The sequence below is a fragment of the Marinobacter sp. CHS3-4 genome (assembly GCF_030053415.1).
Taxonomy (GTDB): domain Bacteria; phylum Pseudomonadota; class Gammaproteobacteria; order Pseudomonadales; family Oleiphilaceae; genus Marinobacter.
Map to the genome: position 1 here is coordinate 15,258 of NZ_JASGBJ010000005.1, position 26,666 is coordinate 41,923.

Consider the following 26,666-nt stretch of genomic DNA (forward strand, 5'->3'; position numbering starts at 1 on the left):
ATGTTTGATGTTATTCGATATTCGAAAGCTGCTGAGGCCATCGTCGAGGCTGGCCGCTTTCTCTACAGCCGCGGCTGGTCTCCGGCTACCAGCAGCAATTATTCTGCGAGAATCGATGAGCAGCATGTTGCTATCACGGTCTCTGGTCGCCACAAGGGCCGCCTGGAGGCCGCAGATGTGATGGTTGTGGATCTTAATGGCAGCCCGGTTCAGAGTGATGCACGGTCGTCAGCCGAAACGCAGCTTCATACGGTGCTGTATCAGGTGTTTCCTTCGGTTGGTGCGGTATTGCACACCCATTCTGTGAACGCGACCGTGCTGAGCCGGCTGTCATCGGCCAATGGCCCGCTGGTGCTGGAAGGGTATGAGCTGCAAAAGGCGTTCGAAGGCATCGATACTCATGAATCCACACTGACAGTGCCGGTGTTCGACAACACCCAGAACATCAGCGAACTGGCAGAAAAAACAGCTCGATGGTTTACCGAACACCCTGACCAGCCTGGCTACCTGATCAGAGGCCATGGCTTGTATACCTGGGGCTCGACCATGGAAGACTGCCTGCGCCATGTAGAGGCCTTTGAATTTCTTTTTGAATGTGAACTTGAAACCATGAGGGTTCGACCATGACGACTTTGAGCATCTTTGATCAAAACACACCAGACACACCGCGTGTGGTGACCGAAGACGCCGGGAAAATTGCCAATCTGCTCGCCGAGCACGGCATTCGGTTCGAGCGTTGGTCTACCCGGAATTTGCCCGCAGACGCCTCGCAGGATGAGATTCTTGAGGCCTATGACGAAGAAATCCAGGCGCTCAAAAAACAATGTGGTTTTCAGGCTGCTGATGTCATCAGCCTGAACCCCGACAATCCTCAGAAAGAGGCCTTCCGCAATAAGTTCATTGATGAGCACGTGCACAGTGAGGACGAGATCCGATTCTTCGTTCGGGGGCAGGGCCTGTTCTATCTCCATCTGGGAGATCAGGTGTATGCCGTGATGTGCCAGAAGAATGATCTGATCAGCGTACCCCACGGTACCCGACACTGGTTCGACATGGGGCCGGAGCCAGCGTTTACCTGTATCCGTCTGTTCACCAACCCGGAAGGCTGGGTAGCGGATTTCACCGGCGAAGACATTGCCAGTCGTCTGCCGCGCTATGAAACTCTGGAGCAGGCGACCGCATGATTCGGGTAATTCTGACGGACATAGAAGGGACAACCAGTTCGATATCCTTCGTTCACGATGTTCTGTTTCCCTACGCGGCGGAGCACATGGCCGACTTCGTCAAAGATGCCTACCAGAGCAGTACGGACGTGTCTGAACAGTTGGATGCGGTAGCAGAAGTGTCCGGAGTTGATCGAGATGACACAGACGGCCTGGTGGATGTTTTGCTGGGCTGGATTCGGGAGGATCGCAAGGAAACGTCTCTCAAGACTCTGCAGGGTATGCTCTGGCAGAAGGGGTATCAGGAGGGGGCGTTTAAGGGCCATGTCTACCCGGACGCAGCCGATTACCTTCAACGCTGGCATGATCGGGGTCTACGGCTATTCGTCTACTCTTCCGGTTCCGTGAAGGCACAGAAGCTGATCTTCGGATTCAGTGAAGCCGGAGATCTGACCCCCTTCTTTTCGGGCTATTTTGACACGCGGGTTGGCGGTAAAAAGGAACCTGAGTCTTATCGAACCATTCTAAACGAACTGGGCGTGGAGGCCTCCTCGGTTCTGTTTCTGTCGGACGTTGAGGCCGAGCTTGAGGCGGCTGAGGCGTCCGGCATGAAAACCGTCTGGTTGGTTCGGGACGCGGACAAGCCCGATTCCCATCGCCCAGTGGCGGCCAATTTTGCGGAAGTCGACGCCGTCCTGCAGGCACGCTGACATGCGGTTCTGCCGATTGCTTGCACTGCTGGCGGTCGGATGGCTTCTGACCGGTTGCAACCCTTTTGACAGCGCCGACCCGATGATGGAGGAGTACGTCGAACGGGTGGCAAGGGTTTTGGAACTGGATGCTGTTTACTCTGAACTGCCTGCCGCTTCCAATCTTCCCCGACGCCGCGACCGCCAGCTGGTCATGCCCGAGCTGGACATGGATATGCTGGACTTCCTGTCACTGTATGGCTGCGAACTGCAGTACGTGATCGGCGAGAAGAATTCTGTGATGGGAAAGGTCATGCAGCCGCTTAACCGTTTGCGATATGAATTGCGGTTTATTGACGCAGCCGAGGACTGTTTGCCTGATATTGAACGGGAAGGAGTAAAAGCGTCTCTACAAGAGGCGGTGGCCAGTAAAAAAGAATCGCTTCCAATTGCCTTGTGGAATGCAACCTGGGGTGTGGAAGAAATCGAGACGCTGTTTACCCTGGCGAAAGGAGATTATCCCGTCGCGCATGAGGGCAATCCGGTCTCTGATCTTTCGATTGATGCGAACCGACTAAACGATACAGCCGCACAATTGCTTGCGGGAGATCTGTCACCTTCACTGGATTACGTGGGCGGCGTCCAACAACGCTGGCAGGCAGAGCATCGTGCCGGGCAGTTGATTAACAGCGCCAGGCTGCTGGTTGCCCGCCTGGAGGATGCGTCGACCTTGCTTAAACAGCGCATTGACGGGCGCCCCCTTTGCATCGATGGAAAGCCGAACAATCAATCTGACATCGTGCAGAGCATGTTTTTCAGCGTTTATATTGAGAAAATTCAGCCCTACATGAGTCAGGTCCAGAAAGCCGAAACGCAGCTGCTAGAGCCATTGAGCCAACTGGCGAGCATGCAATTTCCCGTCATGCCGCCGGAATTCAGGGAATGGTATGACTACCACCTGAATATTGAGGGGAAAGAATCTTTGTGGGGTAGGTTGGACAGTGCGATGGCAGAGCATACCCGCTTGTGGCAAACACTGTTGGAGCAGTGTGGCCTCAGGCCGCAAGCCTAGGGGGTGACCCGCAGCCACTAATTCTGGCGCTGGCTCTCTGGCGTTACCCGCAGAATTTCCTCGACGGTGGTTTCGCCAGCAGCCACCTTCTGAGCCCCGCTCAGCCGCAGGGACTTCATTCCTTCTTTATAAGCGGTAATGCGAATCTGCTCCAGCTCGCACTGTTCGGTGATCTTGTTGATCAAACCGTCGCTCAGTTTCATGATCTCGTACACCCCCGCCCGGCCCAGGTAGCCAGTATTTCGACATTCCAGGCAACCAACAGGTTGATGAAACTGCTTGGGCGCAGCCGCTTTCCAGGGGCGCGTCAGGCTCTGCCACGCCTTTTCATCGGCATCGCACGGTGCCTTGCAGTGCGGGCAAAGCGTGCGCGCCAGTCGCTGGGCCATGACGCCCAGCACGGTGGCGCGAATCAGGTAAGGCGGAATGCCCAGTTCCATAAGCCGGGTTATCGCGCTGGGAGCATCGTTGGTGTGCAGGGTAGACAGCACAAGGTGACCGGTTAATGCTGCCTGAACCGCCATTTCCGCTGTCTCCAGGTCCCGGATTTCACCAATCATGATGATATCCGGGTCCTGTCGCATCAGCGCCCGCACGCCGGAGGCGAAGGTCAGGTCGATATTGGTTTGCACCTGCATCTGATTGAAAGCGGGTTCCACCATTTCAATCGGGTCTTCAATGGTGCAGATGTTTACCTCGGATGTGGCCAGCTGTTTCAGAGTGGAATACAGCGTCGTGGTTTTGCCCGAGCCGGTCGGACCGGTCACAAGCACGATGCCGTGGGGCCGCTCCGTAATGCTGCGCCACTTCTCGCGATCCTCTTCAGAAAAGCCCAGTTGTTCGAAGGATTTCAGCAACACTTCCGGGTCAAAAATTCGCATGACCATCTTTTCGCCAAACGCCGTGGGCATGGTCGCCAGGCGCAGCTCAATTTCCCGGTTGTCGGGCTTCCTGGTTTTGATCCGGCCGTCCTGGGGCTTGCGCTTCTCGGCCACGTTCAGGCGGCCCAGAATTTTAAGGCGACTGGTTACCGCAACGCCCACTTGTTCCGGGAATTCGTAGACATTGTGCAACACACCGTCGATACGGAAACGCACTTGCGTGACCGTCCGGCGTGGCTCGATGTGAATATCCGAAGCCCGCTGGTCAAAGGCGTACTGGAGCAGCCAATCCACGATCTTGACCACATGTTGGTCGTTGGCGTCCGGGTTTTGGCTGGCGCCCAGGTCCAGCAGCTGTTCAAAGTTCTGGGACCCGGCGGCGTTGCCACCCTTGTTGCCGCTGGCTTTGCTGACAGAGCTTGCCAGCTGGTAGAACTCCACCGTGTAACGGCGAATGTCTTCGGGGTTGGCCACAACGCGACGGATGTCTTTCTGGACGGCCTGGCGGAGGTTACTTTCCCAATCGCTCTTGAAGGGTTCTGTGCTGGCGATCAGCACTTCATCCCGTCTTATTTCTACCGCCAGAATGCCGTGGCGCTGAGCGAACGCATAAGACATCACCCTGGCGATTGAGGGTGTGTCAATTTTCAGAGGGTCGATGTGGTAATAGGGTTGATCCGCCCAGCCTGCCAGCCACTGGGTAAGCCGGTCCAGATCGAGCGTCAGGCCGGTTCTCTGGCTTTCAAGGCCTGCCTTGGCGATCAGTTCCAGCGGGTGGCGTTGATTTGCCGGATGGCCCGCCTGGGTATTAAGACCGATGTTGGCCGACAACACCTTTTCGGCATCTTCCTGAGTGATTTCTTCACTTTTCACCAGCCCGGTGCAGAGATCCCTGAGAGTGAGAGTGCTTCTGTGGGGAGGTGGCGGATAGTTCGGCTCACTCATTGTCTGTTCCCTATCAGGCAGCGTCTTCTGCCGGTTTCCGGTTAACCTTCAGGTGAACCATAGCCGAGGTAAACAGCAAGAAAGTCAGCGTAGCCAGAATCATTGGGGCGAGTCCGCCCTGGCTCAGCCATGCCGATACAACGTACTGGGTAAAATAGAAAATCACCACAAAGCTCATCCAGATGAATCCACGATTGTCTGCTCGAAACACGGGCACTGCAAACAATAGCATTGGAATCAGCTTGACGCTGAGCATCAGCGGTACCGATACGCCGGGTGTTGGTGCGGGGTAAAATGTTGTTACCGCCAGAGCGGCGAGCGTGGCCAGGTACAGGAATAGGGTCAGCCTGGCTGTCAGTCGGGCTTTGTCATTGTGAAGCATGGAAGAATCCTGCGTTGTTCGCCGGTGAAGTCATTGAAGTTTCAGTGCAAAGTTTGCAAGCCGTTGCCCGAGAGACTGGCAAATGGTTTTCTCAGTGTCGCTCAGTCCTTTCGGCTGACCGGTGCCGGCCCAGTGGGACGGGCCGTACGGCGTGCCGCCGGTGGATGTCTCGTTCAACGCCTTTTCCGAATAGGGCACCCCGCACAGCAACATGCCATGATGCAGTAAAGGTATCATCATGGTTAATAGCGTTGTCTCCTGACCGCCATGAAGGCTGCCTGTGGACGTGAATGTGCTTGCCGGTTTTCCAGACAGCGCGCCGCTGAGCCAGAGGTCGCCGGTCGAGTCGAGAAAATGCTTCAACGGCGCCGCCATGTTTCCGAAACGGGTGGGGCTGCCAATTGCCAGTCCGGCGCAGTGTTGAAGGTCTGCCTTGGAAGCATAAGGGGCTCCTTCATCCGGCACTGCGGGCAGTGAAGCATCGGTGTCGGGTGACACCGGAGGAACGCAGCGCAGGCGGGCGTCAATGCCGGTTACTCTGGCGACGCCACGGGCTATCTGTTGAGCCATTTCTGCGGTCTGACCGGTACGGCTATAATAGAGCACCAGAATGTAGGGGGTCTCAGTGGTCATGGGTATCCCTGATCCAGCAGTTGAAGTGGAAAATCGCCGTGGGTTCTGTCATGGTTCCTGCCGCATTGCGTCGGCGACTACGCTCTTTGGGCGTCGAATCTGCAAGCGCGCCAGTCTAACAGGAGGACACCCTTTGCAGTACCCTGAAGCATCCCTTGCTTTTATCAACTCACGTCGTAGGTACGGTTTGGCTAGTCTGCTGGTTCTGCTTTTGCTGGCCGGGTGCCAGAATCAGGAATTCGAGCGGGCGGATGGCACTGTGCTCGACTGGGAAAGCCTCCGGGGACACTGGGTGCTGGTGAATTATTGGGCAGAATGGTGCAAACCCTGCCTGGAAGAAATTCCCGAATTAAACAACCTGGATCGGTCTAGCTCTGTGGTGGTGCTGGGTGTTAATTTTGATGGTGTAAAAGGCCAGTCTCTGATCGATCTCGGTAATGAAATGGGTATCGAATATGGGATGCTGGCGGAAGATCCGGGCCCGGAATTTGGCTGGCAATTGCCGGTCGGTCTGCCAGTGACCTTTGTCGTCGACCCGGACGGCAATCTTAAAGAGGCCCGTTTCGGTCCCCAGACCGAAGAAGATATCACGGCCCTGATCAACCAGTAATTTGGCACCGGTAAGCAACCCAGGAAGAACCCGAACCCATGACTGATACGTTTGTTCATCTACGCGTCCATTCCGAATACTCCATGGTGGACGGTCTGGTACGGGTCAAGCCACTGATTGACCGGGTTGCGGAACTGGATATGCCGGCCGTTGGGCTGACCGAGCAGTCCAACATGTGTTCGCTGGTGCGATTCTACAAAGCCGCCATGGGAGCGGGTGTTAAGCCAATCATTGGTGCCGATCTGTGGGTCGACAACCCGGACGAACCAGAAACCCCCTTTCGCCTGACCCTTCTTGCCCGCAACCAGGCGGGTTACCTGAATCTGACCGAGATTATTTCCCGCGGCTATACCGAGGGTCAGCGGTTTGGTATTCCGATCATCCAGCGACAGTGGCTGGAGCAGGGGCGAGAGGGCCTGATTGCTCTTTCTGGCGCAAAAATGGGGGATGTAGGGCGAGCGCTGCTGGCCGGCAAGAATGACTTGGCTCGGGACCGCGCCGAATACTGGATGAATCTGTACCCCGGCGCCTTTTACCTGGAACTACAGCGCACCGGCCGTGCCGGAGATGAAGACTGCCTGCACGCCAGCGTTGAATTGGCAACCAAATTGTCTTGTCCGGTGGTCGCCACCAATGACGTTCATTTCCTCCATGCAGAGGATTTTGAGGCCCACGAAGCCCGCGTTTGCATTGGTGAGAGCCGAACGCTTGATGATCCCCGGCGCGACCGCCGTTTTAGCGACCAGCAGTACCTTCGCAGCGCCGACGAGATGATCGAGCTGTTCTCGGATATTCCGGAAGCGATCCAGAATACGGTGGAGATCGCACGCCGATGTTCCGTGCAGGTACGCATGGGCGAGTATTTTTTGCCTGATTACCCGATTCCGGACGGCATGGGTATTGACGAGTTTTTCCGGAAGGTGTCTGAGGAAGGGCTGGAAGATCGCCTGGCGAAGACCCTCAGCAAAGATGATCCCGAATATGACGAAAAGAGGGAAGCCTATTACAAACGTCTGAATTTTGAGCTGGACATCATTATCCAGATGGGATTTCCAGGCTACTTTCTGATCGTGATGGACTTTATCAAATGGGCCAAGCAGAACGGTGTTCCAGTTGGCCCGGGTCGAGGTTCCGGTGCTGGCTCGCTGGTGGCTTACGCCCAGCTCATTACGGATCTGGATCCCCTGGAGTACGATCTGCTGTTCGAGCGCTTCCTCAACCCGGAGCGGGTATCCATGCCGGACTTCGATGTGGATTTCTGTATGGAGGGCCGGGATCGCGTTATTGCCTATGTGGCTGAAAAATATGGCCGCGAGGCGGTATCCCAGATCATTACCTTCGGCACCATGGCCGCGAAAGCGGTGGTGCGTGACGTTGCCCGGGTGCAGGGCAAATCCTATGGCCTGGCCGATAAGCTTTCCAAACTTATTCCGTTTGAACCGGGCATGACGCTGGAAAAAGCGTTAGAACAGGAACCACAGCTGACGGATTTCCTTGAGCAGGATGAAGAAGCCCAGGAGATCTGGGAAATGGCGCTCAAGCTCGAAGGCGTGTGCAGAAACGCTGGTAAACACGCCGGTGGTGTCGTGATTGCGCCGACCAAGATCACTGATTTCTCGCCGCTGTATTGCGATGACGAGGGCGGCAGCGTGGTAACCCAGTTCGATAAGGGCGATGTCGAGGACGCCGGATTGGTGAAATTCGACTTCCTGGGCCTGCGAACACTGACCATCATCGACTGGGCACTGAAGATGATCAACCCGCGACGAGAAAAGCGCGGTGAGCCAGAGCTCGATATCAACGAAATTCCCCTGGACGACGTGCCCTCGTTCACCATGCTGAAGAAGGCGGAGACCACCGCCGTATTCCAGCTGGAATCCCGCGGTATGAAGGACCTGATCCGTCGCCTGCAGCCCGATTCCCTGGAAGACATGATCGCTCTTGTGGCCCTGTTCCGCCCGGGGCCCCTGCAATCCGGCATGGTGGATGACTTTATCGACCGGAAGCACGGGCGGCAGCCCATGTCCTTTCCGCATCCGGACTATCAATACGAAGGACTGAAGCCGGTTCTGGAGCCCACCTATGGGGTCATCCTTTACCAGGAGCAGGTAATGCAGATCGCCCAGGTTATGGCGGGCTACAGCCTGGGCAACGCCGACATGCTGCGCCGGGCCATGGGTAAGAAAAAGCCTGAGGAAATGGCCAAGCAGAAGCAGTTCTTCCTGGACGGCTGCGAGAAAAACGGCATTGATAAAACGCTGGCAGAAAACATCTTTGACCTGGTGGAGAAATTCGCCGGTTACGGCTTCAACAAATCCCACTCAGCGGCCTACGCACTGGTGTCCTATCAGACTCTGTGGCTGAAGGCGCATTATCCGGCCGAGTTTATGGCGGCGGTGCTGACGGCGGATATGCAGAACACCGATAAGGTTGTGACGCTGGTTGAAGAGTGCCGTAGCATGGGACTGGACTTGCTGGTACCGGATGTAAGCCGGTCAGAGTTCACCTTTACCGTTAACGATGAAGGGCAAATTGTATACGGTCTGGGCGCCATCAAAGGCCTGGGGGAAGGACCCATTCAAAGCATTGTAGAAGGTCGCGCCGATGGCGAACCCTACCAGGACCTGTTCGATTTTTGCCGCAGGGTGGATCTGAAAAAGGTAAACAAGAGAGCCATGGAAGCCCTGATTCGATCGGGCGCCATGGACAAGCTGGGCGCCGGGCGTGCTCAGCTGATGGCCAGTATCGACAAGGCTATTCAACAGGCAGGGCAGCAATCACGAAACGAATCGGTCGGCATGACGGATATGTTTGGTGACATTTTTTCCGGTGGTGACGACCGCGATCCCTATGAGGATGTGGCTTCTGTACGCGAATGGCCTGAAAAGCAACGGCTGAAGGGTGAGAAGGATACCCTCGGTCTTTACCTGACGGGCCATCCCTTCGATGAGTACGAAAAAGAAGTGCGCCGGTTCGTGCGCTCATCTATTGCTGACCTGAAACCCTCCCGTCAGCCTCAGCGAGTCGCTGGTCTTGTGGTGGCGCAACGCTCGATGAAGACTCGAACCGGTTCAACCATGGCCTTTATCACCCTGGACGATCGCAGCGCCCGTATTGAGGCCACACTGTTTTCCGAGGCCTTTTTCGAACACCGTGAACTGCTCCAGTCTGATCAGGTGATCGTTGTCGAAGGGCAGGTCAGCCACGACGACTATTCCGGCCAGATGAAGATGCGCGTAAGTTCAGTGATGGACGTGGCAACGGCCCGACAGCAATTCAGTCGTGGACTGAAATTGTCACTTCATGCAGATCAACTGCAGAATGGGCTGCTGGATAAACTGGATTCGACCCTGCGTCCGTTCCGGTGTGAAGGCAGTCCGGTCTGGATCGACTACAGCACGGATCAAGCCAGCACACGTATTGAATTGGGCGAGTCCTGGCGGGTACAGCCAGACGACGACCTGTTGCTGGAACTCAAGTATCTGGTGGGCGACCAGGCTGTAGAGTTGGTCTATGATTGATAGTATTCGACGAGAGGCCTCATACAAAGGTCCGCTTTAGCGCTCGTCAATGCGCTGCTATCTTTGTCCAAACTCTTGATTTTGGCGGCCACGCTTGTGCTCGCCGTGCAATCACACTGATGGAACGTCATGAACCCTAATTATCTGGATTTCGAACAGCCTATTGCCGATCTGGAAGCCAAGATTGAAGAGCTTCGCATGGTGGGTAATGACACGGATATCAACATTACTGATGAAATTGCCCGTCTGAAAAAGAAAAGTATCAGTCTGACCGAGAGCATTTTTTCGGACCTCAAACCCTGGGACGTGGCGCGTCTTGCCCGCCATCCGCGCCGCCCTTATACATTCGATTACATCGAGATGATGTTTGACGATTTCGACGAGCTGCACGGTGATCGCGCTTATGCAGATGACCAGGCCATTGTAGGTGGCACGGCCAGGCTGAACGGCAAGCCGGTGATGATCATCGGTCACCAGAAAGGCCGTGAAGTTCGGGATAAGGTGAAACGCAACTTTGGCATGCCGCGCCCTGAGGGCTATCGCAAGGCATTGCGGCTGATGGAGTTGGCTGAGCGTTTTCACATGCCGATTCTTACCTTCATTGATACGCCCGGAGCCTATCCCGGAATTGGCGCGGAAGAACGAGGCCAGAGTGAGGCTATTGCCCGCAATCTGGCGGTCATGTCGCGCCTGAAGACGCCGATTATTTCAACGGTTGTTGGAGAGGGCGGCTCTGGTGGCGCTTTGGCGATCGGTGTCTGCGACCAGCTCAATATGCTTCAGTATTCCACCTATGCGGTCATCTCGCCGGAAGGCTGTGCTTCTATTCTCTGGAAAAGCGCAGAACACGCCGCCCAGGCCGCAGAGGCTATGGGTGTCACCGCTGATCGGTTGAAAGAACTGGGTATCGCCGACAATATTATTGAGGAGCCGCTGGGTGGCGCACACCGGGATCCGGACAAGATGTCTGTATCGCTCAAGGACAGGCTGGCTCAGGGCGTTGAAGAGCTTTGTGCCTTACCCGTTGATGAGTTAGTGGCTCGCCGCTACGCGCGACTGACGAGCTATGACACCGGCCGGTAATCCCGGCCCGGAATATCGGTGGCCGGTGGAGCTTCTGGCATCCGTCCGTCACCTCCCGCCCCATTCGACACTCTTTGTTGCCCTCAGCGGTGGTCTGGATTCGGTACTGCTGCTGCATGCTGTGGTCAGACAATATCCGCAACGGGAGCGGCTGGCGGCCATTCACATCAATCACCAATTGCAGGATAACGCTGCCGAAACGGACGCCTTTTGCGAGCGCCTTTGCGGCTCGCTGGGTGTTCGGTTCCTGGGGATTAAAGTGGATGTGCCCGCTAATCAGCCTGAGGCTGAAACCGGCACCGGTGGTTTGGAAGAAGCGGCTCGGGATGCACGCTATCAGGCCTTTGATGACTGCCTCGGGAAAAACGATCTTCTGCTTCTGGCCCATCACCAGGACGACCAGCTGGAAACGCTGCTGTTTCGAATGTTTCGGGGCTCCGGCGTTGCAGGTCTGGCAGGGATGCCGATGTCCCGTCCGCTTGGTCAGGGTTCCCTCTACCGTCCTTTGCTCAGATTCAGTCGATCGCAACTGGAGGCCTGGGCCTCGGAACTGAAGCTTGATTGGATGGAAGATCCTAGCAATCAAGACTCACGATTTGATCGGAATTTTCTCCGCAATCGCATTATTCCAGCCCTGAAAGAACGCTGGCCGAGCCTCAATCAAAGGCTTTTGGCAACCTCCTCTGCGTGTAAGGAGAGCGCAGAGCTCAATGACAGATTGGCCCAACTGCAGTTTCGGGAGTGCCGTACGGAAGAGGGCGATCTCAATCTTGATGCTTTGAGTTCGTTGTCGATCGTTGAGCAGAAAAATATCATCCGCTGGTGGGTCAGCCAGCATAGGTTGCCGGCGCCAAACCCCGCTGACTGGCCTCAGTTGCTGGCGGAATTTCAGAGTTCTGGTCCAGACCGGCAGCCGGAGTTCAGAGGCCAGGGCTATACCCTTCGTCGGCACCAGAACCATTTGTGCCTGATAACAGGTCCGTTGGTGGCCGGACGTGACGAGGCGCTTTTACCTGTCAATGGCAAGATTGTATGGGGAAGCTGGCGGCTGGCCCTGAGTCCTGTATCCGGGAATTACGATGCCCCTCCGAAACTGAAGGTGGCCTGTCGCGGCGGAGGAGAGCGGGTGCGGACTAATAGTGATGGCCCGTCGAAGTCTCTGAAAAACTGGCTGCAGGAACAGAAAGTGCCCGCCTGGGATCGCAACGCATTGCCATTGATCTTTGATCTGGATTCACCAGGCCCGGAGTTGGTAGCTGTTGGTGACCTGTGGGTGTCACAAAAATACTGTGGGGAGGCGCCCGCGAGTGGCTGGCGCCTGATTGTTGAGAGGGATTCTAATTGAGTAGGTGGGGGCTTTCTGGTAATCTGATGTCCCATCTTGAGATGACAATCTCCCTCCTTCACCGAACCAGACAAATCACGGAATCTGCATGACGCGTTATATTTTCGTCACCGGCGGTGTTGTGTCCTCCTTGGGTAAAGGTATCGCTTCTGCCTCTCTGGCAGCGATCCTGGAGGCGCGCGGCCTGAAGGTTACTATTCTCAAGCTGGACCCGTATATCAACGTGGACCCCGGCACCATGAGCCCCTTCCAGCACGGTGAGGTTTTTGTCACCGAAGATGGCGCTGAAACAGATCTGGACCTGGGGCACTATGAGCGGTTTATCCGCACCCCCATGTCTCGCCGGAACAACTTCACCACCGGCCGTGTGTATGAGGAAGTCATCCGCAAGGAACGTCGCGGTGATTATCTCGGTGGCACGGTGCAGGTCATTCCGCACATTACCGACGAGATCAAGCGCCGGGTCGTTGAAGGTGCTGCGGGTGCCGATGTCGCGTTGATCGAAATCGGCGGTACTGTGGGCGACATCGAGTCCCTGCCATTCCTGGAAGCCTGTCGTCAGTTAAAAGTGGAAGTAGGGGCCCAGCGTGCCCTGTTCATGCATCTGACTCTGGTTCCGTACATCGCCACGGCCGGCGAAATCAAAACCAAACCGACCCAGCACTCTGTGAAAGAGATGCGTTCGATCGGTTTGCAGCCAGACATTCTGTTGTGCCGCTCTGAGCACGAAGTCGATGCCAGCTCGCGCCGCAAGATCGCTTTGTTTACCAACGTCGAAGAGCGGGCGGTGATTCCGTTGCAGGACGCAAAGTCCATCTACGCGATTCCGCGCATGCTCCATGAATTCGGCCTGGATCAGCTGGTTATCGAACGTTTTTCTCTGGATGCGAATGCGGCGGATCTAAGCGAGTGGGACGCCGTGGTGGAGTCCCTGCTGAATCCGGAAGGCGAAGTGACGGTTGCCATGGTTGGCAAATACATGGAGTTGCTGGATGCCTACAAATCCCTGGTTGAATCGCTGCTCCACGCCGGCATCAAGACCCGCACCAAAGTTCGTATCAACTACATAGATTCTGAAGACATCGAACGTGACGGTACTGCGCCTCTTGAAAGCGCAGATGCGATTCTGGTGCCCGGCGGCTTTGGTGAGCGTGGGGTAGAAGGCAAGATTCGGACAGTGCAATATGCCCGCGAAAACAATGTGCCGTATCTTGGCATCTGCCTGGGCATGCAGGTAGCAGTGATTGAATACGCCCGCAATGTGGCCGGTTTGAAAGACGCGCACAGCACTGAATTCCGCGAACACACGCCTGAGCCCGTTGTTGGTCTGATCACCGAATGGCTCGACGCCAGCGGCGAGAAAGAAGAGCGCACGGAAGAATCGGATCTGGGCGGAACCATGCGTCTGGGTGCGCAGGACTGTGTGGTGTCTGAAGGGTCCACCATTGCCGGCTGCTATGGCAAGAAGACGATTCGCGAGCGCCATCGTCACCGCTATGAAGTGAATAATCATTTCCTGCCACAGCTCGAGGGTAGCGGGTTGCGCATATCCGGTCGGTCCACAGACGGCAAGTTGGTCGAAGTGGTGGAGGTTCCGGATCATCCCTGGTTCGTGGCCTGTCAGTTCCATCCGGAATTTACGTCAACACCCCGGGATGGCCATCCGCTGTTCAAAGGCTTTATTGAAGCCGCTGTGAATCGAAAAAAGGAATCCTGAGAATGGCCCGGAGCATGGTCGAGGTAGCGGACATTCAGGTTGCCAACGACAAGCCCTTCGTCCTGTTTGGCGGCATGAACGTTCTGGAATCCCGGGATCTGGCCTTCGAAGTAGCCGATGCCTACGTTAACGCTTGCGCGAAGCTTGGTATCCCTTACGTTTTCAAGGCGTCTTTCGACAAGGCCAACCGTTCATCGGTTAACTCCTTTCGGGGGCCAGGCCTGGAGAAAGGCTTACAGATACTGGCGGATATCAAAGCCAAGTACGGCGTGCCAATAATCTCTGACGTTCATGAGCCAGAGCAGGCGGCGCCCGCAGCGCAAGTGTGCGACATCATCCAGCTTCCCGCTTTCCTGAGCCGGCAAACCGACCTGGTGGTAGCAATGGCGGAAACCGGCGCGGTGATCAATATCAAAAAGGCCCAGTTTCTGGCACCCCAAGAAATGAAGCACATTATTACCAAGTGCGGGGAAGCGGGGAACGATAAGATTATCCTTTGTGAGCGTGGCACCAGCTTTGGTTACAACAATCTGGTCGTGGACATGCTGGGCTTCGGCATCATGAAATCAATGAATGTGCCGGTAATGTTCGACGTGACCCATTCGTTGCAAATGCCCGGCGGGCGCGCGGATTCGGCCGGTGGCCGGCGGGCACAGGTAACCGATCTTGCGCTGGCGGGCATGTCGCAAGGTCTCGCAGGCTTGTTTCTCGAGGCCCATCCGGACCCAGACAAGGCCAAGTGCGACGGGCCGTGCGCGCTTCGGTTGAGTCAGCTGGAACCCTTCCTTGAAAGGGTCAAAGCCGTTGACGATCTGGTGAAAAGCTTTAAACCTATCGACACCGCCTGAATGGCGGTGTTTGTTTTATTTGGGAGTACGAGCAGGTGGAGAAGGGCTTTCCGAAACACGCTCCTTGCGGCACATCCATGTGACGCTTGGGCTCCGCCATCCATGGCTCCGCACAGTTTCGGAAAGCCCTTCTCCACCTGCTCTATGCCCAGTTTATAATTAGAACCGTTTAGATATTGAAGATCTGGAGAATGATTCGAATGACAAAGATTGCCAACATCAAAGGCCGTGAAGTTCTGGATTCTCGCGGTAACCCAACGGTAGAAGCAGACGTTATCCTTGAAGACGGCACCGTGGGTAGCGCTTGTGCGCCTTCTGGTGCGTCGACCGGCTCTCGCGAAGCTCTTGAGCTTCGTGATGGCGATAAATCCCGCTACCTGGGAAAGGGCGTTACCAAGGCGGTTGGCGCAGTTAACGGTAAAATCCGCGACGCACTGGTCGGCAAAGACTCGGCCGATCAGCGAGCGCTGGATCAGATCATGCTGGACCTGGACGGTACCGATAACAAAGCCAACCTGGGTGCCAACGCTATTCTTGCGGTATCTCTAGCGGCAGCCAAAGCGGCGGCCGCGTCTTTGAAAAAACCGCTGTACGAGCACATTGCAGACATTAACGGCACCTCCGGCAAGTTCTCCATGCCCGTGCCGATGATGAATATCCTCAACGGCGGTGAGCACGCCGATAACAACGTGGATATTCAGGAGTTCATGATTCAGCCAGTGGCAGCGAAAACCTTTGCAGAAGCGCTGCGCATTGGTGCCGAGATTTTCCACGCGCTGAAGAAAGTGCTGAACAGCAAAGGCTTGAACACCGCCGTGGGGGACGAAGGTGGTTTTGCTCCCGACCTGCCGTCTAACGAAGGCGCACTGGCAGTGATTCAGGAAGCCGTTGAACAAGCGGGTTACAAACTTGGCACCGACGTGACCCTGGCGCTGGACTGTGCGTCCTCGGAATTCTACAAAGACGGCCAATATCAGCTGTCCGGTGAGGGCAAGAGCTTTGATTCCGAAGGCTTTGCCGATTACCTGTCAGGCCTGTGCGATCGCTACCCCATCGTATCCATCGAGGACGGTATGGATGAAAGCGATTGGGACGGCTGGAAAGTGCTGACCGATAAACTGGGTAGCAAGGTCCAGCTGGTGGGTGACGATCTGTTCGTCACCAATACCAAGATTCTGAAAGATGGCATCGACAAAGGTGTTGGTAACTCCATCCTGATCAAGTTCAACCAGATCGGCAGCCTGAGCGAGACTCTGGACGCCATCAAGATGGCCCAGGACGCTGGCTATACCGCGGTAATTTCCCACCGGTCCGGTGAAACGGAGGATACCACCATTGCCGATCTTGCGGTGGCCACCTGTGCCGGGCAGATCAAGACCGGCTCTCTGTGTCGTTCTGACCGAGTTGCCAAATACAACCAGCTGCTTCGCATTGAAGAAGCATTGGGCAGTAGCGCGCCTTATCGCGGTCTGAGCGAAATCAAAGGTCAGTAACTTCCCCCGACAGCTGTTCACAGGCCATCGCACTCCGAAGGTGTGATGGCCTTTTTATACAACCGCTTAGCAAAACTTGTTGAAAAACTACACTAACGTCTATACTCAACATTCGTTGTTGACGCGGTAAACGGAATTGCAATGAAGTTGCTCTGGTCCATCATGGTTTTGCTGATCATTCTGCTACAGGTTCGCCTGTGGGTGGGTGAGGGCAGTTTTGCGCAGGTCTGGGGGCTGGAAGACGCCATCGCAGAGCAGCGTGCCGAAAACGCCGATCTTGCGGCGCGGAATGAGCGGCTGTTTGCCGAAGTTCGTAACCTTCGCGGCAAGCAAGGTGCTCTGGAAGAGCGGGCCCGCATGAATCTGGGTCTGATTCGAGAAGACGAAACCTTTTTCCTCGTCGTCGAGCAGTAGCGTTCTAATTTCAAATCGACCATGCCCATGACTGATCCCAAACTCTGGCTAGTGATTCCCGCCGCTGGCTCGGGCCAGAGAATGCAGTCCACTCGCCCAAAGCAATACCTCACCATTGCCGATCAGTTTATTCTTGATCTCTCTATCTCCGCCGTTCTGGACCATGCACCCATGGCAGGATGCGTTGTGGCGCTGAGCCCGGATGATTCGCTGTGGCATGACACCCGAGCCAGCAAGGATCCCCGGGTGCAACGATGCGACGGCGGCAAGGAACGGGCGGACTCTGTGTTGGCGGCTCTGGAAGCGTTAGGCTCTTCGGCAGATCGGGAGGATTGGGTTTTGGTTCACGATGCTGCACGACCGTGCCTGCACCCGGACGACCTTGGAAGCTTGATCAGAGTCGTGTCTGAACATTCTGTCGGCGGTTTGCTGGCGACACCGGTCACCGATACGATCAAAAAAGCAGATACGACGGGCACGGAGGTCACGGAAACCGTCGACCGACGTCACCTATGGCGTGCGCTGACGCCACAGATGTTTCGTTTCGGAATCCTGTCTGATGCTCTGCGGTCTGCGTTCAAAGAGGGGCTTCCCGTGACTGACGAGGCATCGGCTATTGAGCAGGTTGGCTATTCCCCCTGTATTGTCGAGGGCCGTCCCGATAACATTAAAGTGACCGTGCCAGCGGATTTGGCGTTGGCGGAGTTCATACTGAACCGCTTCTGAGTCACGTCTCATCGACTGCAAGTGAATCCGCACAGTAATCTACACAATAAGGAAGCCGCATTATGCGAATCGGGCAGGGCTTTGACGTCCATGCGTTCTGCGAGGGTGATCATGTCATTTTGGGTGGCGTAAGCATTCCATTTAACCAGGGCCTGAAGGCTCATTCGGACGGGGATGTTCTTCTTCACGCTCTGGCGGATGCTTTACTGGGCGCCGTGGCCCTGGGTGATATCGGCCATTTTTTTCCCGACAGCAGCGAAGAATGGGCAGATGCAGACAGCCGGGACCTGCTTCGCCGAGTGCTTGAGAGTGTTCAGGATGAGGGATTTCGGGTTGTGAACGTGGACGCCACCATCATCGCCCAGGCACCTAAAATGGCTCCCCATATTCAGGCGATGCGTTTGAATATAGCGGAGGATCTGAATATTCCGGCCAATCGGGTGAGTGTCAAAGCCACTACGACAGAGCGACTTGGCTTTACGGGTCGAGGCGAGGGCATTGCGTGCCAGGCGGTCTGCCTGCTTGAGCCAGAAACGCTATGACCAGCGACTGGCGTCTCGACTGGCCAACGTCCAAAGGGCGCCGAGTTGGCCGTGGCATCCTGAAAGCCTGTCCTGCGGATTTTCGGGTTGATGAAATCCTGGATGTGTCTGACTGCAAGGGTGGTGAACATCTGTATCTGCGCCTCGAGAAAACCGGTGACAATACAGAGTATGTGGCCCGACAACTTGCCCACCTTGCCGAATGCCGGCCGCTTGATGTCAGTTTCTGTGGCTTGAAAGATCGCCATGCTGTCACTCGACAGTGGTTCAGTCTTTATCGGCCGGGGCTTGAGGACGGTGATGAGGCTTTGAAAGCAAGTATTGACGAACGGTGGCCCGTGCTTGAAAGCTGTCGCGCCGCCAGGAAGCTCAGGCGATCTGATCACTCAGGCAATCGATTCGAGATCATTATCTCCGGTCTTGCGGGGCAGCGTGATTCCATCGATTCCGCGCTTGAAATTCTCCGCGAATCGGGAAGCCCGAATTACTTCGGCCCCCAGCGTTTTGGCCACGATGGCGGCAATCTTGATCAGGCTATTCGCATGGATACGTCGAGTCTGATTTCCGGGCGGGGTGGAAAAGGAAAAAAGCGCGGTCGTGGCAGGGGTAGTACTGGCGGTAGAGACGCTAAAAACGTATTGTACTTTTCGGCGGCACGTTCGTGGCTATTTAATGAGGTTCTGGCTCATCGAGTCGAAACCGGAACCTGGCGGGAGATTCTCAATGGCGAGCCGGGTCTGCCGGAATCTCCATCGCCAGTTGCAACTGGCCCGCTTTGGGGCGATGGGGGAACGGAGGCCTCAGACGAGTTGGGCGTCCTGGAACGACAAGTGGTTTCCCGTCATCCAGAGGTAGAATCTGTGTTCTCCCTGACTCGAATGAAACCCGAGCGCCGCCAGCTGGTTATGATGCCAGATCAATTGAAATGGCATTGGCTGGATAACGAGCGGTTACACGTGAACTTTGGTCTTCAACCAGGGCACTATGCGACCACACTACTCAGTGACGTATTTGACTTAGAGGTAAGCGGAGGCAATCGTGCGAATTCTCTTGTCCAATGATGACGGTGTGCATTCGCCGGGACTCAAGGCCTTGTATGAAGGGCTTGAGGGGCTTGGGGAATTGCATGTGGTAGCGCCGGATCGGGATCACAGCGGTGCCAGTAATGCGCTGACCCTCAACAGGCCTCTGACCGTCGAGAATCACCCAGCTGGTTTCCGTTCGGTGGATGGCACCCCGACAGATTGCGTTCATCTTGCCGTTAATGGCCTGTTCGACCAGCCGTTTGACCGGGTTGTATCCGGCATTAATACCCACGCCAATCTTGGTGATGACATTATCTACTCGGGTACTGTCGCCGCAGCAACGGAAGGCCGGCACCTTGGGTTGCCCGCCATTGCTGTGTCGCTGGTCAATGAGGGGCACTTTCATTACGAAACGGCTGCGAGGGTAGTAAGGCACCTGCTGGAAGACACCAACCCGTTGGCTCTGGGGCCGCGCTGCATATTGAACGTGAATGTTCCGGATTTGCCATGGGAGTCACTGGCAGGATTTCGCGTGACCCGTCTTGGCCATCGCGGACGCGCCGAAGGGGCTGTGCCCGTGACCTGTCCGCGTGGCAAGTCCCGATACTGGATAGGTGCTGCCGGAGCAGGCAGCGACGCAGGAGAGGGCACAGACTTTCAGGCGGTTCAGGAGGGGTATGTCAGCATCACGCCTGTCCAAGTAGATATGACTCGTCATGAGGTGCTCCCCGCCCTTGAGGCGTGGATCAGCGGACTGAATCAGGGAGGGGGTCGTTAATGGTCGCCGAACTGGATGGTATTGGAATGACTTCCCGGCGCACCCGCATGCGCCTGATCCAGCGTCTTCGCGATTCGGGCATTGAAGACGAGCAGGTGTTGGAAGCCATGTCGAATGTTCCCCGCCATATCTTTCTGGACGAGGCGTTGGCTCATCGCTCGTACGAAGATACCGCTTTGCCAATTGGCTACGGCCAGACCCTGTCTCAGCCATACATTGTTGCGCGTATGACGGAAGTGCTGATGCGCAACAAGCCTTCCAGGGTACTGGAGCTTGGCACAGGCTCCGGCTATCAGACCGCTATTCTGGCCGGCCTTGTGGACCAGGTTTTCAGTGTCGAGAGAATCAAACCGCTGCAGGATCGGGCGCGTGACCGGCTGCGCACTCTGGGTATAAGAAACGTACTTCTGAAGCATGCGGATGGTGGCATGGGATGGCCAGACAAAGGCCCCTTCGATGGCATTATTGTCACGGCGGCGCCGCGGGAAGTGCCGGAAGAGCTCAAAACCCAGCTAGCAGATGGCGGCGTTCTTGTTGCGCCAATCGGGGAAGAGACCCAGATGCTGACCGAAATCGTGCGTCACGGCGATGACTATCAAGTTAATGAAGTTGAGCCGGTAAGGTTTGTTCCGCTGCTGGGCGGAGTCGTACGGTGAGCCAACCCGAAACAGAACGCAATCATCGGCTGTGGGCGGTGTTTATTCGGGGCATGGCAATGGGTGCTGCCGACATAGTGCCGGGTGTGTCCGGTGGAACTGTGGCGTTTATTACCGGGATCTACTTCAGGCTTTTGCAGGCCGTCAGCGGTCTGCCAGAGGCTGTAATCAATCACCTTCTGAAAGCTCGTTGGCGGGCTTTCTGGGAGGCTGCTGATGGTAACTTCCTGCTGTGTCTGCTGGCAGGTATTCTCGCAAGCATTGTCACGCTCGCTTCTGCCATTAGCTTCGGCCTGAATGAATACCCCATCCTGATCTGGAGCTTTTTCTTCGGATTGATAATTGCCTCAGTCTGGCACGTCAGCCGTCAGGTCCAACAACCGGTTTACGGTCTTTTGGTGCCCTTTTTGGCAGGTGTAGTCGTTGCCTGGTGGGTAACAACACTGACAGGTACGCCGCTTCAGCCCTCAATGCCGTTGTTTTTGGGCGCAGGAGCACTGGCCATCTGCGCCATGATACTTCCCGGAATTTCAGGTTCGTTCATCCTGGTGATACTCGGCATGTATGCGCCGGTGTTGGACGCTATAAAAGCCCTGGACCTGGCCATTGTTGGTGTATTCGCCACCGGCTGTCTAATCGGGCTTTTGTCGGTAGCGCGCGTGATTACGTGGGCGTTTCGCCGGTTTCATGACCCGGTGCTGGCGCTGTTGATTGGCTTTATGGTGGGGGCCCTGAACAAAGTCTGGCCCTGGAAAGAAACGCTGACCTGGCGAACGAACAGCTCAGGAGATGAAGTCCCGCTGAACGAGGCAAGCGTGAGCCCGTTCAACTATGCTGAACTGACCGGGCAGGATCCCCAGGTCCTGATGGCCTTCCTCTGTGCGGTTATTGGTTTTTCCGTTGTTCTGGTACTGGAATGGACGGGAAAGCGCAGCTGAAACTGTGCGCGGGTTCACACCTGTTTTGCGACAGATGTTACTTTTTTGGCCTTTGTACTGTTTCGAGCGGTAACAAATAGCGGTGCACAGTAACTTGGTTCTGCCCTGGAAATGTGCAATAAATTAGCGAGTTACTGCGAATACCTGATAAAAGGCCGCATTTTTTATACAAAGATACTCTAACAGGCTAGTTTTTATTCTTTATAGATTGGTGGTTGGGTTTTTTGCGTCGGTTGTCAGAACGTCACTTTGGTGCCCCATGAGTGTCGCCCCACGGTTTCGCCCGGAATCTCTGTTCCTCGGAGCGCTACCGCCGGCATGCCGGCTGGTTGTCCTCTTTTTTGCGTTCGCAGCAATGCTTGTCATGACTGGCTGCAATACACAATCTATCCACCAGGACGATCGATACAATCCGCCGGTCTACTGGGGCAGTCATGTGGTCAAGTCTGGCGAGACACTATACAGCATCGCGTGGCGTTACGGGCGCGACTACCGTGAGCTCGGTGACGCCAACGACATAGCGCCGCCCTATAATCTCAAGGCTGGCCAGGTCATTCGACTGGATAAACGCGGCAGCGTTTCCAGTGCTTCCGCTCCCAGCCAACCTGCTTCGCCGGCCAGACCTTCACCGCGGCCCGAAACTTCTAAACCAAAGGTTTCCAGGCCAGCCAAAACCTCGGGTCCCACCAATAAACAACATCAAACCGTCGCCAACATCGAATGGCGCTGGCCGCACGTTGGCACTGTAATTGCAGGGTATTCTACGTCAGGAAAAGTCAATAAAGGTATTGATATTGCTGGAAAACCGGGTGATTCTGTTTATGCAGCTGCAAGCGGTCATGTGGTCTATGCAGGGGATGGATTGCTCGGTTACGGCAACCTGGTCATCGTAAACCACAACGAGCACTATTTGAGTGCTTATGCACATAACCGGAAAATTCTGGTGAAAGAAGGGGAGGATGTCGCTGCCGGGCAGACCATAGCCGAGTTGGGCAGCAGCGGAACGGATCGGCCAAAACTGCATTTTGAGATTCGCAAGAACGGTAATCCCGTGAATCCATTGCCGTATTTGCCATCTCGCTAGCTGACTCATCCAATGCAGGCTGCCTGTGAGGATTTCCAGATCGAAGTGAAGATCGATAACCGGCAAAAATAAAAAGCGGCCATCAAAGGCAACGTAAAGCCGGTAGAAAATGTCCTGAACAAGAAAATAGATAAGAACAGGTGCTCATCACAATAAGAAGACTTGAGCGAATATCCAGGATCATTGAAAGGCGGGGCAAGCGCTATGTCATCAGAGCAGGAAGAACTCATCATTGATCGTGTGTCCGATGTGGAAGAGTCAGACGATCAGCTGTTAGCAGAAGATAAAGTCGAAGAAAAAGAAGAATCGGCGGAGACAGAGGCCGCCGCCTCAGAAGAAGACATTCCGGCCCAGGGCCGTTATTTCACCAGCCAGAAACAGCTGGATGCCACCCAGCTTTACCTCAACGAAATCGGTTTTTCACCACTACTTACACCAGAGGAAGAAGTCTATTTTGCTCGACTCGCCCGCAAGGGAGAAGAGTCTGGTCGAAAGCGTATGATCGAGAGCAACCTTCGACTGGTGGTCAAGATTGCCCGTCGTTATGTCAATCGCGGCCTGACCCTTCTTGATTTGATCGAGGAAGGCAATCTGGGGCTGATCCGGGCGGTGGAAAAGTTTGATCCGGAGCGTGGTTTCCGGTTCTCGACTTACGCTACCTGGTGGATCCGCCAGACCATCGAGCGGGCCATCATGAACCAGACCCGCACAATCCGTCTGCCGATTCATGTGGTGAAAGAGCTTAATCTGTATCTACGTGCCGCCCGTGAGCTGACCCAGAAGCTGGATCATGAGCCATCGGCCGAAGAAATCGCGCAGATGGTCGACAAGCCGGTGTCCGACGTCAAACGGATGCTAGGCCTGAATGAGCGTGTGGCGTCGATGGATACGCCAATCGGAACGGGCGGTGAGAAGTCATTGCTTGATACCGTTGCCGACGAGGGCGCCTCTGATCCTGCAGATCTTCTGCAGGACAACAACATGTGTTCCTGTGTCGAGAAATGGATTGACCAGCTCAGTGATAAGCAGCAGGAAGTGCTTTCTCGGCGCTTCGGGCTTCGCGGTTATCCCATCAGTACACTGGAGGAAGTTGGCCAGGAGATTGGCCTGACCCGCGAACGTGTTCGCCAGATCCAGGTGGAGGCGCTACGTCGTCTGCGAGAGATTCTGGAAAAAGAGGGCCTTTCCGGTACCATGCTATTCAAGTAAGTCTCTCTGTGTCACAAAAACCGGCCCTTTTCAGGGCCGGTTTTTTTTCGCCTGCACAAATGAGAACCAGCCCGCGAAAGATGAAGTTTACATCCTGTTACACTTGGCACGCCGGAGTGGGATAAGGGTGTCGAGCTTCGGTGAATCACCAATAAGAGATTCTATAATAACGATCGAAAAGGAAAAGACGATGAAAAAGGCTCTATCAACAGGATTCGCTTCACTGCTATTGACCACCGTATTGTCCGCTCCGGCTTCGGCCCTGGAAGTGGACGGTGTTGACGTTCCAGAAACCTATTCCGCTATGGGCACTGAGCTCAAGCTGAATGGCGCGGGTACGCGTTCCAAGTGGTTCATGGATCTATATGTTGGCGGTCTGTATGTGCCAAGCACCATCGACGATGGTCAGGCAATCATTAACGCCGACGAACCGCAGGCGATTACTCTGCACATCATTTCCGGCATGATCACCAGTGACAAGATGAAGTCAGCGACCCTCGAAGGTTTTGAAAACGCGACTGGTGGTGATCTGGCGGCGATCCAGACTGAAGTGGATGCGTTCCTCGACGTGTTCTCCGAAGAAATCAAAGACGGCGATGTGTTTGATCTGGTATACCTGCCGGGCGAAGGTACTCGCGTGATGAAGAACGGCGAAGCCCGTGCAACCATCGGCGACCTGGAATTCAAGAAAGCGCTGTTTGGTATTTGGCTGTCTGACGAGCCAGCTCAGGAAGACCTGAAAGAGAAAATGCTGGGCCAGCGTTAAGCCCGGATCTCTCATTGGCTGGCTCTCTCTGATCGGGGAGTCAGCCAGCACTCCCCCTGTATTATTCCATGTAATCCCGTTTCTTTTTGAACTCGCACAAATCTTCAATGACGCAGGCGCCGCATTTCGGTTTGCGGGCAGTGCAGGTGTAGCGGCCGTGAAGAATCAGCCAATGGTGCGCATCCAGAAGAAACTCTTTGGGCACCAGTCTCATCAGCCGCTTTTCAACTTCCAATACGTTTTTGCCCGGTGCGATGCCAGTTCTGTTTGACACTCTGAAAATGTGCGTATCGACCGCCATGGCGGGTTGACCAAAGGCCGTGTTCAGAACCACGTTGGCGGTTTTTCGACCGACTCCAGGTAGGGCCTCCAGAGCTTCACGAGTGTCCGGCACCTCCCCGTCGTGTTTCTCAATGAGCGCCTTGCAGGTCTTGATGACATTTTCTGCCTTGCTGTTAAACAGGCCGATGGTTTTGATGTATTCCTTCAAGCCGTCCACGCCCAATTGATAGATGCCTTCCGGCGTATTCGCTACGGGATAAAGCTTGGCGGTTGCCTTGTTGACTCCAACATCTGTGGCCTGTGCCGAGAGGATGACCGCAATCAGCAATTCAAACGCGTTCGAGTAGTTCAACTCTGTTGTTGGCGAAGGGTTGGCTTCACGCAGGCGGGTAAATATGGCGGTGCGTTTTTCTTTATTCATCGGGGACCCAGAGTTCGTTCAATTCAGGATACGTGGCCAGTCACGCGCACACGCTTACTTCCTGCTTCCACTGGCTGGCTCGCCAATGCGCGACGTGCCTTGATGCGATTATCGATGCCGTTTTTCAGGGCGATCAGCAGCCCAAGGCCCACGAATGCCCCTGGTGGCAACACCATAAATAAAACGTCGGGATAGCTTTCCAGCGGGCGAAAACCCCAGTCGCTGGCAACAGGTCCAAGCAACAGATCCATGTCGGTAAAGAGGGTACCCTGGCCAACCAGCTCGCGAATGGCGCCCAAAGCAATCAACACAATCAGAAAGCCCAGGCCCATCATGAAACCGTCCAGCAACGCGGGCAGTGGTGGATTCTTGGATGCAAAGGCATCGGCGCGTCCCAGAATGGCGCAGTTGGTGACAATCAGCGGGATGAAAATGCCCAGTATCTGGTAGAGCTCGTAGGTGAACGCCTGCATCAGCAGTTCTGCGCAGGTCACGAACGAAGCAATGATCATTACAAACGCGGGCAAACGAACGGAATCGCTGACGAAATTCCGGATCAAGGATACCGACAGATTCGACCCCATCAGCACCAGTAAGGTTGCCAATCCCAGTCCAATGGCGTTGACTACCGTGCTGGTCACGGCCAGAAGAGGGCACAGGCCAAGAACCTGTACCAGGGCCGGGTTGTTGGTCCACAGGCCATCACGAATGATCTCGGAGCTGGTTTTCGTCGACATGTCAGGAATGCTCCTGTTCCGATGCGTTACCCGCCAATGCTTCCGGAGTTAGCGGTTCGCTGTCTGGTTGCGCTGGCTGCTGTTTCATCGTCTTGATGATCTGCTTTCTGTGCTCACGAAAATAGGTCAGCGTTTCCTTGACTGTGCCTACCACGGCTCTGGGCGTAATCGTGGCGCCGGTGAACTGATCAAATGCGCCACCGTCCTTTTTGACAGCCCACTCTTCAGGCTCCGGATTGTTTAGGGATTGACCCTCAAAAGTGTAGATCCAGTCGGATTTCTTGGTTTCGATCTTGTCGCCCAGCCCCGGTGTTTCCCGGTGGCTGGTAACGCGAACGCCCAGAATGGTGCCTTTCATGTTCACCCCGACAAGCAGATGAATGCTGCCGGAGTAACCATCCGGTGCGGTCACTGGAAGAATCAGTCCCATGGGTCTGCCGTTATTTCGCGCCACCCAGCCAATTGCTTGTCGGTCTTTATTGAACAGTTTATCCCCGGGAAGCGTAATTGTGTCACGCAGCAGGTTATTGTCATGTTTGCTTTCCGGAATGATTTCGAACAGCGCCTGTGCTTCCGCTTTCGCCGCCTGTTCCTCAATTCGTTCCTGCGTGAGTGCCTGGGTCACCGCGATGGTGCCGCCAGTAATGACTGCAAAGAGACCAAGGCCAATGGCGTTTCGCCTGATGGATTGTCCGAGAGTCGCCAT

27 protein-coding genes are annotated in these 26,666 nt (G+C 55.4%); 21 read left to right on the forward strand and 6 right to left on the reverse strand.

Features of this window, described 5'->3' with window-relative positions; genetic code table 11:
- The 4 genes from QLQ17_RS16365 to QLQ17_RS16380 are packed head-to-tail and all read left to right on the forward strand — an operon-like array spanning position 1 to position 2,924.
- Positions 1-627 carry a methylthioribulose 1-phosphate dehydratase gene (locus tag QLQ17_RS16365; RefSeq protein ID WP_283210686.1) on the forward strand — a complete coding sequence of 209 codons (627 nt, stop codon included), beginning with the start codon at positions 1-3 and terminating at the stop codon, positions 625-627.
- The gene (locus QLQ17_RS16370; RefSeq protein ID WP_283210687.1) at positions 624-1,184 is read left to right on the forward strand and encodes a 1,2-dihydroxy-3-keto-5-methylthiopentene dioxygenase; all 561 of its coding nucleotides are present in this window, start codon (positions 624-626) and stop codon (positions 1,182-1,184) included. The genes QLQ17_RS16365 and QLQ17_RS16370 overlap by 4 nt, the downstream gene beginning before the upstream one ends.
- On the forward strand, positions 1,181-1,873 hold the full coding sequence (gene mtnC, locus QLQ17_RS16375) for an acireductone synthase (RefSeq protein ID WP_283210688.1): 693 nt from the start codon (positions 1,181-1,183) through the stop codon (positions 1,871-1,873). The genes QLQ17_RS16370 and mtnC overlap by 4 nt, the downstream gene beginning before the upstream one ends.
- Position 1,874: 1 nt before the next feature.
- Positions 1,875-2,924 (forward strand): DUF3080 domain-containing protein, encoded by a 1,050-nt coding sequence (locus tag QLQ17_RS16380; RefSeq protein ID WP_283210689.1) that lies wholly within the window; start codon positions 1,875-1,877, stop codon positions 2,922-2,924.
- A gap of 17 nt (positions 2,925-2,941) precedes the next feature.
- On the opposite strand, the gene tfpB is transcribed toward QLQ17_RS16380, so the two are convergent.
- From tfpB to wrbA, 3 genes are read right to left on the reverse strand one after another with little or no spacing between them, the layout of a single operon-like run.
- Positions 2,942-4,750: a type IV pilus assembly ATPase TfpB gene (gene tfpB / locus QLQ17_RS16385; RefSeq protein ID WP_283210690.1), complete on the reverse strand. Its 1,809-nt coding sequence runs from the start codon at positions 4,748-4,750 to the stop codon at positions 2,942-2,944.
- A 13-nt stretch (positions 4,751-4,763) separates the two neighbouring features.
- The gene (locus QLQ17_RS16390; protein ID WP_283210691.1) at positions 4,764-5,132 is read right to left on the reverse strand and encodes a DUF2069 domain-containing protein; all 369 of its coding nucleotides are present in this window, start codon (positions 5,130-5,132) and stop codon (positions 4,764-4,766) included.
- Positions 5,133-5,162: 30 nt separating this feature from the next.
- Positions 5,163-5,765 carry an NAD(P)H:quinone oxidoreductase gene (gene wrbA, locus QLQ17_RS16395; protein WP_283210692.1) on the reverse strand — a complete coding sequence of 201 codons (603 nt, stop codon included), beginning with the start codon at positions 5,763-5,765 and terminating at the stop codon, positions 5,163-5,165.
- Positions 5,766-5,898: 133 nt separating this feature from the next.
- Between wrbA and QLQ17_RS16400 the strand changes: the two genes are divergently transcribed.
- From QLQ17_RS16400 to QLQ17_RS16480, 17 genes are all read left to right on the forward strand, one after another.
- On the forward strand, positions 5,899-6,375 hold the full coding sequence (locus QLQ17_RS16400) for a TlpA family protein disulfide reductase (protein WP_283210693.1): 477 nt from the start codon (positions 5,899-5,901) through the stop codon (positions 6,373-6,375).
- Between the two features lie 38 nt (positions 6,376-6,413).
- Complete coding sequence (gene dnaE / locus QLQ17_RS16405; protein WP_283210694.1) at positions 6,414-9,896, forward strand: DNA polymerase III subunit alpha; 3,483 nt, start codon at positions 6,414-6,416, stop codon at positions 9,894-9,896.
- A gap of 129 nt (positions 9,897-10,025) precedes the next feature.
- The gene (gene accA, locus QLQ17_RS16410) at positions 10,026-10,979 is read left to right on the forward strand and encodes an acetyl-CoA carboxylase carboxyl transferase subunit alpha (RefSeq protein ID WP_283210695.1); all 954 of its coding nucleotides are present in this window, start codon (positions 10,026-10,028) and stop codon (positions 10,977-10,979) included.
- On the forward strand, positions 10,963-12,324 hold the full coding sequence (gene tilS, locus QLQ17_RS16415) for a tRNA lysidine(34) synthetase TilS (RefSeq protein ID WP_283210696.1): 1,362 nt from the start codon (positions 10,963-10,965) through the stop codon (positions 12,322-12,324). Before accA ends, tilS begins: the two co-directional genes overlap by 17 nt.
- 88 nt (positions 12,325-12,412) lie before the next feature.
- Positions 12,413-14,041 (forward strand): CTP synthase, encoded by a 1,629-nt coding sequence (gene pyrG / locus QLQ17_RS16420; RefSeq protein ID WP_283210697.1) that lies wholly within the window; start codon positions 12,413-12,415, stop codon positions 14,039-14,041.
- Positions 14,042-14,043: 2 nt separating this feature from the next.
- Positions 14,044-14,889 (forward strand): 3-deoxy-8-phosphooctulonate synthase, encoded by an 846-nt coding sequence (kdsA, locus tag QLQ17_RS16425; RefSeq protein WP_283210698.1) that lies wholly within the window; start codon positions 14,044-14,046, stop codon positions 14,887-14,889.
- A 200-nt stretch (positions 14,890-15,089) separates the two neighbouring features.
- On the forward strand, positions 15,090-16,382 hold the full coding sequence (eno, locus tag QLQ17_RS16430; protein ID WP_283210699.1) for a phosphopyruvate hydratase: 1,293 nt from the start codon (positions 15,090-15,092) through the stop codon (positions 16,380-16,382).
- A gap of 141 nt (positions 16,383-16,523) precedes the next feature.
- A complete protein-coding gene (locus QLQ17_RS16435; protein ID WP_283210700.1) occupies positions 16,524-16,796 on the forward strand; it encodes a septum formation initiator family protein in 273 nt (90 codons plus the stop codon).
- Between the two features lie 27 nt (positions 16,797-16,823).
- Positions 16,824-17,522 (forward strand): 2-C-methyl-D-erythritol 4-phosphate cytidylyltransferase, encoded by a 699-nt coding sequence (gene ispD, locus QLQ17_RS16440; RefSeq protein ID WP_283210701.1) that lies wholly within the window; start codon positions 16,824-16,826, stop codon positions 17,520-17,522.
- 62 nt (positions 17,523-17,584) lie between these two features.
- Positions 17,585-18,064: a 2-C-methyl-D-erythritol 2,4-cyclodiphosphate synthase gene (gene ispF / locus QLQ17_RS16445; protein ID WP_283210702.1), complete on the forward strand. Its 480-nt coding sequence runs from the start codon at positions 17,585-17,587 to the stop codon at positions 18,062-18,064.
- The gene (gene truD, locus QLQ17_RS16450) at positions 18,061-19,125 is read left to right on the forward strand and encodes a tRNA pseudouridine(13) synthase TruD (RefSeq protein WP_283210703.1); all 1,065 of its coding nucleotides are present in this window, start codon (positions 18,061-18,063) and stop codon (positions 19,123-19,125) included. The genes ispF and truD overlap by 4 nt, the downstream gene beginning before the upstream one ends.
- On the forward strand, positions 19,103-19,867 hold the full coding sequence (gene surE, locus QLQ17_RS16455) for a 5'/3'-nucleotidase SurE (RefSeq protein WP_283210704.1): 765 nt from the start codon (positions 19,103-19,105) through the stop codon (positions 19,865-19,867). Before truD ends, surE begins: the two co-directional genes overlap by 23 nt.
- On the forward strand, positions 19,867-20,523 hold the full coding sequence (locus QLQ17_RS16460; RefSeq protein WP_283210705.1) for a protein-L-isoaspartate(D-aspartate) O-methyltransferase: 657 nt from the start codon (positions 19,867-19,869) through the stop codon (positions 20,521-20,523). Before surE ends, QLQ17_RS16460 begins: the two co-directional genes overlap by 1 nt.
- 53 nt (positions 20,524-20,576) lie before the next feature.
- Positions 20,577-21,461: a DUF368 domain-containing protein gene (locus tag QLQ17_RS16465; RefSeq protein ID WP_349306804.1), complete on the forward strand. Its 885-nt coding sequence runs from the start codon at positions 20,577-20,579 to the stop codon at positions 21,459-21,461.
- Positions 21,462-21,816: 355 nt separating this feature from the next.
- Positions 21,817-22,545 (forward strand): peptidoglycan DD-metalloendopeptidase family protein, encoded by a 729-nt coding sequence (locus QLQ17_RS16470; RefSeq protein ID WP_283210824.1) that lies wholly within the window; start codon positions 21,817-21,819, stop codon positions 22,543-22,545.
- Between the two features lie 204 nt (positions 22,546-22,749).
- On the forward strand, positions 22,750-23,754 hold the full coding sequence (rpoS, locus tag QLQ17_RS16475) for an RNA polymerase sigma factor RpoS (RefSeq protein WP_283210706.1): 1,005 nt from the start codon (positions 22,750-22,752) through the stop codon (positions 23,752-23,754).
- A 190-nt stretch (positions 23,755-23,944) separates the two neighbouring features.
- Positions 23,945-24,520: a chalcone isomerase family protein gene (locus tag QLQ17_RS16480; protein WP_283210707.1), complete on the forward strand. Its 576-nt coding sequence runs from the start codon at positions 23,945-23,947 to the stop codon at positions 24,518-24,520.
- 61 nt (positions 24,521-24,581) lie between these two features.
- On the opposite strand, the gene nth is transcribed toward QLQ17_RS16480, so the two are convergent.
- The 3 genes from nth to rsxG are packed head-to-tail and all read right to left on the reverse strand — an operon-like array spanning position 24,582 to position 26,666.
- The gene (nth, locus tag QLQ17_RS16485) at positions 24,582-25,223 is read right to left on the reverse strand and encodes an endonuclease III (protein WP_283210708.1); all 642 of its coding nucleotides are present in this window, start codon (positions 25,221-25,223) and stop codon (positions 24,582-24,584) included.
- Between the two features lie 23 nt (positions 25,224-25,246).
- A complete protein-coding gene (locus tag QLQ17_RS16490; protein ID WP_283210709.1) occupies positions 25,247-25,960 on the reverse strand; it encodes an electron transport complex subunit E in 714 nt (237 codons plus the stop codon).
- A 1-nt stretch (position 25,961) separates the two neighbouring features.
- Positions 25,962-26,666, reverse strand: coding sequence for an electron transport complex subunit RsxG (gene rsxG, locus QLQ17_RS16495; protein ID WP_283210710.1), 705 nt, complete (start codon positions 26,664-26,666; stop codon positions 25,962-25,964).

Bases quoted from the DNA above. Each gene is read 5' to 3' on its own strand.
- QLQ17_RS16370 (WP_283210687.1), top strand. From the start codon at position 624: ATGACGACTTTGAGCATCTTTGATCAAAACACACCAGACACACCGCGT.
- accA (WP_283210695.1), top strand. From the start codon at position 10,026: ATGAACCCTAATTATCTGGATTTCGAACAGCCTATTGCCGATCTGGAA.
- pyrG (WP_283210697.1), top strand. From the start codon at position 12,413: ATGACGCGTTATATTTTCGTCACCGGCGGTGTTGTGTCCTCCTTGGGT.
- QLQ17_RS16490 (WP_283210709.1), bottom strand. From the start codon at position 25,960: ATGTCGACGAAAACCAGCTCCGAGATCATTCGTGATGGCCTGTGGACC.
- kdsA (WP_283210698.1), top strand. From the start codon at position 14,044: ATGGCCCGGAGCATGGTCGAGGTAGCGGACATTCAGGTTGCCAACGAC.
- QLQ17_RS16435 (WP_283210700.1), top strand. From the start codon at position 16,524: ATGAAGTTGCTCTGGTCCATCATGGTTTTGCTGATCATTCTGCTACAG.
- rpoS (WP_283210706.1), top strand. From the start codon at position 22,750: ATGTCATCAGAGCAGGAAGAACTCATCATTGATCGTGTGTCCGATGTG.
- truD (WP_283210703.1), top strand. From the start codon at position 18,061: ATGACCAGCGACTGGCGTCTCGACTGGCCAACGTCCAAAGGGCGCCGA.
- QLQ17_RS16380 (WP_283210689.1), top strand. From the start codon at position 1,875: ATGCGGTTCTGCCGATTGCTTGCACTGCTGGCGGTCGGATGGCTTCTG.
- QLQ17_RS16390 (WP_283210691.1), bottom strand. From the start codon at position 5,132: ATGCTTCACAATGACAAAGCCCGACTGACAGCCAGGCTGACCCTATTC.
- QLQ17_RS16365 (WP_283210686.1), top strand. From the start codon at position 1: ATGTTTGATGTTATTCGATATTCGAAAGCTGCTGAGGCCATCGTCGAG.
- dnaE (WP_283210694.1), top strand. From the start codon at position 6,414: ATGACTGATACGTTTGTTCATCTACGCGTCCATTCCGAATACTCCATG.
- QLQ17_RS16470 (WP_283210824.1), top strand. From the start codon at position 21,817: ATGCTTGTCATGACTGGCTGCAATACACAATCTATCCACCAGGACGAT.
- QLQ17_RS16465 (WP_349306804.1), top strand. From the start codon at position 20,577: ATGGCAATGGGTGCTGCCGACATAGTGCCGGGTGTGTCCGGTGGAACT.
- rsxG (WP_283210710.1), bottom strand. From the start codon at position 26,666: ATGGCGACTCTCGGACAATCCATCAGGCGAAACGCCATTGGCCTTGGT.
- QLQ17_RS16480 (WP_283210707.1), top strand. From the start codon at position 23,945: ATGAAAAAGGCTCTATCAACAGGATTCGCTTCACTGCTATTGACCACC.
- ispD (WP_283210701.1), top strand. From the start codon at position 16,824: ATGACTGATCCCAAACTCTGGCTAGTGATTCCCGCCGCTGGCTCGGGC.
- mtnC (WP_283210688.1), top strand. From the start codon at position 1,181: ATGATTCGGGTAATTCTGACGGACATAGAAGGGACAACCAGTTCGATA.
- wrbA (WP_283210692.1), bottom strand. From the start codon at position 5,765: ATGACCACTGAGACCCCCTACATTCTGGTGCTCTATTATAGCCGTACC.
- QLQ17_RS16460 (WP_283210705.1), top strand. From the start codon at position 19,867: ATGGTCGCCGAACTGGATGGTATTGGAATGACTTCCCGGCGCACCCGC.
- tfpB (WP_283210690.1), bottom strand. From the start codon at position 4,750: ATGAGTGAGCCGAACTATCCGCCACCTCCCCACAGAAGCACTCTCACT.
- ispF (WP_283210702.1), top strand. From the start codon at position 17,585: ATGCGAATCGGGCAGGGCTTTGACGTCCATGCGTTCTGCGAGGGTGAT.
- tilS (WP_283210696.1), top strand. From the start codon at position 10,963: ATGACACCGGCCGGTAATCCCGGCCCGGAATATCGGTGGCCGGTGGAG.
- eno (WP_283210699.1), top strand. From the start codon at position 15,090: ATGACAAAGATTGCCAACATCAAAGGCCGTGAAGTTCTGGATTCTCGC.
- nth (WP_283210708.1), bottom strand. From the start codon at position 25,223: ATGAATAAAGAAAAACGCACCGCCATATTTACCCGCCTGCGTGAAGCC.